Below are 5,014 nucleotides of genomic sequence, written 5' to 3' on the forward strand. Positions count from 1 at the left end.
CTCCGGGTTTCTGCGTGTCGAGGGCCGTCCAGGAGGACCCGTCCTGCGAGGCCTCGAGCCGCCATCGCCGAGGATCGTCCCTCGGACGCCCTGGTGCCGCCGTCAGTGCGTACGAGGTGACGACGACCGCGCGGGGCAGCTCGGCCTGCCATACGACCGCTGGTGCAGGAGCGTCGACCCGCCAGACCGTGGCCGGATCGCCGTCCACCGAACTCGAGATGTCCGTGGCCCGGGACCCGGGCCCGGAGCCGGAGTTGGAGCCGGAGCCGGAGCCTTTGGAGTGCCCGCTCGGCGACGACAGGTACATCGCACCGCCCGCGCCGAGGTCGACGCCGGACAGACCGATCTCGCTCACCTGGAAGTGGCTGACGCCTGCCTTGGGGACGAAGTCGAACCGGTAGAAGCGGTAGGCCGCGGGGTCGGCACAGGTGAAGTCCTTCGTCTGGAAGCGGCTTTCGAAGGGCGCTTCCAGCGTGCGTCTGTCGAGCGTGGTCCAAGCGGCGCCGTCGGCGGAACCGGAGAACGTCCACTCCTGCGGGTCGCGCTGCGGCACATCGTTCGCACTCGTCAGACGGTAGGACGCGACCGCGACGGGTTCGGGAAGCTCGACCTGCCACCGCACCTTCGAACCGGGCCCATCGATGCACCACTTGGTACTCGAGTCACCGTCGTACGTCTTGTCGACACCCTCCGAGGAAGAGCTGCTGTACGGTCCCCCCGGTGCCGTGACCCTCGGACTCGCACGGGGAGCGAAGGTGACGACGACGTCGCCGAAGTTCCGGTACGAGCCGAAGCCGGTCATGCCGGTGTCGAACTCGCTGTCCGGCTTGCCCGCGAGGGCGTTGTCGTAGTTGTTGACACCGCCCCACAGGCTCTGTTCGTTGAACTGGACGCGCTCCTCGTAGGGATCGGCGAAGAGCATGGCACCGAGTCGGCCGTTGCCGATCGGCAGGGCCTGCGACTGCCAGTCCATGGCGGGTACGGAGTAGGTCAGCGCCTCACGCGACAGGTTCGGCCACTGGACGGCCGCCGCCGTGTCGGCCCCGGCGGCAACGGCCTGCCCCACGGGAGTTCCGCCGGTCAGCTGAGCGAGCAGAGGCGCGAAGGCCAGGCCACCGCCGACCTTGAGAATGCTTCGTCGCTGCGGTTGGGATTCATTGATCACGGCGAGATCTCCCGGCCCATTCATCGGCTCTTTCACGGAGGAAGTGACAGCCGCATCGACACCTGTCGAGGCGCGAACATCGTCGCCGGGGAATAGATCGGATGTCTATAGGTGTGCGCCACTGACTCGCCTCGCGCCGCATGCCACACCCGGACCCCAACCCGCGTGGCGGAAACCGCGCGAAGAATTCTGGCCAATGCCGCGAAGGGCAATGGGAGCTGAATTGATCATTCTCCCCCTCCTTTGGGAGCCAATGCCCGAGAATGCGCATCTCCACCCCCTCCAAGCGGTTGGGCCGGTTCCGGCTCGAATGAAAGTGCGATTCAAGGGGACGCCGCCCCGACTTGTGTGCCTCTTGTGTCAGGTTGTGTGGCCCCGGTGACCAATGGGGTGGCCGGGTCTGACTCCCTGTGGGGGGAAGCTGATGCACTCGCGTGCTGGAAGCACGCCGATTCGGCGTGCCCGCAGATCAACCCGTTACGGACTGGTGGCGGTCGTGGCGGCGCTGTCCCTGGCCGCCCCGGTGGCACCGGTGTTCGCCGCTCCATCGCCGGCGGATCCAGGACCCGCGTCGGCGTGGGGCAAGGAGACCGACTTCAAGGTGCCGCCGGTGAAGGTCGGCAAGACCAAGGCCGCACCGGGAGAATCCGAGGCCGCGCCGACGAAGGAGCAGGCGGCGTGGCGGGCCGAGCAGAAGGCACGTGCCCGCACCGGTGAGATCCCCAAGTCGCCGCTGGCGCCGTCCGGGTCGGCGGCTGCCGACGCCGTGGCGGCGGAGTTCGTGCCCGAGGGCCAGGGCTCCGTTCCGTGGCACGAGATCTCCGATTTCCGGATCACCGACTCGCTGGTGGCCCGGATCAACCTCTCCACCGGCAACCTGATGCTCGCCGCCACCGACTTCGAGGTCGCCGGCGTCGGGCAGAAGCTGCGCCTGGCGCGGACGTACAACTCCTTCGACGCGCCGTGGGGGAAGGTGTCCCAGCGGTGGTGGCAGGAGTACGAGCGCTACCTGCATCTCTTCAGCGACGAGGTCGTGTTCTACGACGCCACCGGCGCCACCGTCCGCTTCACCGAGAACACCGACGGCACCTTCACCACGCCGAAGGGCTACGCCAAGGACCTGAAGAAGAACGGCGACGGAACCTACACCCTGACCGACCGCAAGTCCGGCTCGAAGGACACCTACGACGAGCACGGCACCCTGACGAAGGTCACGGACAAGAACCACGGCACCATCTCCGTCAGCCAGCACGAGGAGGGCGCCGAACACAAGGGTTTCAAACTCACCGAGACCCGCTCAGGCCGGTGGATCGACCTGCTCAAGACGGGCGCCAGCCAGTGGCAGGCCAAGGACCACACCGGCCGCACCGCCGTCTTCGACCTCAACGCGGCCGGGGACCTGGAAAGGACGACCGATACGGAGGGCAAGTCGACCGTGTTCGGCTACGACTCCTCCCGCCGTCTGACGAAGATCACCACGCCCGAGGGCCGGGTCACCGCCTTCACCTACGACGACCACAACCGCGTCCGCTCCATGCTGCGCGCCACCGACTTCAACGGCTCAGGGCACACAGGCCCGACGTACGCCTACGCGTACTCCGACGCCGACCCGTCCGCCGCCGGGACGACAACGGTCACCGACCCCGAAGAGCACGCCACGAAGTACGAGCACAACACCGACGGCGGCGTCACCGAGGTCACCGACGCACTCGACCACTCACGCAAGCGGAAGTTCGACGCCAACCACAACATCGACACCGCCGAGGACGCCATGGGCGTCGGCGGCGCGGCCGGGAACGTCACCGACTACGGCTGGGACGCGCGCAACAACCCCACCTCCGCGAAGCTGCCCACCGGCGCCACCGCCACGCTGACCGGGTATCAGACCATCGCCGGCGCGGACCTGCCGGGCTCGTTCACCACGGCCGACGGCGAGAAGAGCGACTACACCTACGACACCGCGGGCAACACCAGGTCCGTCGCCGTGACGGGCACCGGCGGTGGCAAACGAACCTTCGACCACAACCCGGCGACTGCCACCTGCGGCGGGTTCGAGGGCCAGATCTGCAAGGCCACGACGACCCTGTCGGCCACCAAGTCGGTGTCCACGTCGTTCACATACGACACCAAGGGCAACCTGTCCAAGGTCACGCCACCGGCACCCCTCGGTGCCACCACCTACACCTACGATGCCCTCGGCCGCCCGGAAACCGTGACCGACGGACGCGGCATCAAGACGGTGTACACCTACGACAACCGCGACCGGGTCATCGAGGTGTCCTCCACCAACGACACCGTGCGCTACCACTACGACGGCGACGGCAATCTGAGGCAGCGCGACGACAGCACCGGTGTCACCGAGTACGAGTTCGACCCGCTGTCGAGGGAGACGGTCCGGACGCTGCAGAACGGCTCGCAGACCAAGCTCAGCTACACCCCGGCGGGCAACGTCGACACCTACGAGGACCCGGCAGGCGTCACCGACTACACCTGGAACGAGGTCAACAAGCTCACCGCGCTGAAGGACCCGACGAGCAGGACCACCACGTACAAGTACAACGCCAACGACTTCCGGACCACGACCACCTACCCCGGGGGCACGGTCCAGGAGATGACCCCGGACAAGTCCAGCCGCCCGGAGAAGATCAAGGCGACCTCGGCCAATGGCACCCTGGTCGACCTCGCCTACTCCTACTCCAACGCGGGCAAGGACGGCACCAAGATCCGCACCCGCACCGACGCGGTGACCGGCTTGAAGACCACCCACACCTACGACAGCGCCGGCCGCTTCTCCTACGCCAAGGAGGAGAAGGGCACCACGCTCAACTCCTCCTGGCAGTACTGCTACGACCAGGCCGGCAATCTCACCAGCCAGGGCGTCGAGCAGGGCTGCCCGCGCGGCACCACGTACACCCTCAACGACGCCCAGCAGATCACCGCCAAGAACGGCTCCACCGCCAACTGGTCCTACGACAAGATCGGCAATGAGACCGCAGGCGCCTCGACCCCCGAGGGCACCCGCACCGGCGGGACCTGGTCCGACTACAGCCAGCTGACATCGATCACCGTCGGCGGCAAGACCTACGCCGGGCAGTACGGCTCCACCGACCAGAGCGAGCGGATCAAGCTCGGCGACACCGTCTTCCACAACGGCCCGCTCGGCCTGTCCGCCAGGACCACCGCGGGCGTGGACATGGGATTCAACCGGGAACCCGGGGGCACCTTGAACTCCATGACGACCGGGGGCAAGTCGTACTACTACCTCACCGACGCCATCGGCTCCGTCATCGCACTCGCCGACGAGACCGGCACCAAGGTGAACACCTACGCCTACAGCCCCCGCGGCGTCGAGCGCGGCACGACCACCGAGAAAGCCCCCCAGCCCTACCGGTTCGCCGGCGGCTACCAGGACCCCACCGGCCTGTACCACTTCTCCGCCCGCTACTACGACCCCAACATCGGCCGCTTCACCAGCCCCGACCCCTCCGGCCAGGAGAAGAACCCCTATCTCTACGCGGAAGGCGACCCCGTCAACCGCATCGATCCCGACGGGCTGCTCAGCCTCGGCGGCATCACCGACGGGCTCGGCTACATAGGTGATGCCTTGGACGTCGTGGCGATCGGTAGGGATCTCGCAAGCGGCGACACCACCGGTGCGGCTCAGGGGGCCGCAAGCCTGTCGGCCGGCGTGGTCGTGGGTGCGGCATGCGAGGCCGCGGTGGGTCCGTCGACCGGGTTCCTGGCGACGGCGGGCTGCGCTGCCGCGGGTGCCAATACCGCTGGTCTCGTAGAGGCATGGCTGTCGTAGACCGCCGATCCGATACCACCAGGTGGGCAAGCCCCGGGGCT

Annotated in this window: 2 protein-coding genes; one reads left to right on the top strand and one right to left on the bottom strand. The window is 67.7% G+C overall.

Annotation, left to right across the window (positions count from 1 at the left end):
- Nucleotides 1–1,165: discoidin domain-containing protein (locus ACFTZL_RS40765; RefSeq protein WP_382594383.1), on the bottom strand; the 1,165-nt coding region annotated here is incomplete at its 3' end.
- A gap of 487 nt (nucleotides 1,166–1,652) precedes the next feature.
- Between ACFTZL_RS40765 and ACFTZL_RS40770 the strand changes: the two genes are divergently transcribed.
- Nucleotides 1,653–4,973, top strand: a complete 3,321-nt coding sequence (locus ACFTZL_RS40770) for an RHS repeat-associated core domain-containing protein (protein WP_382594386.1) — start codon at nucleotides 1,653–1,655, stop codon at nucleotides 4,971–4,973.
- Nucleotides 4,974–5,014: the final 41 nt, after the last annotated feature.

The sequence above is a fragment of the Streptomyces sp. NPDC056948 genome, from assembly GCF_042674225.1.
Classification (GTDB): domain Bacteria; phylum Actinomycetota; class Actinomycetes; order Streptomycetales; family Streptomycetaceae; genus Streptomyces; species Streptomyces purpurascens.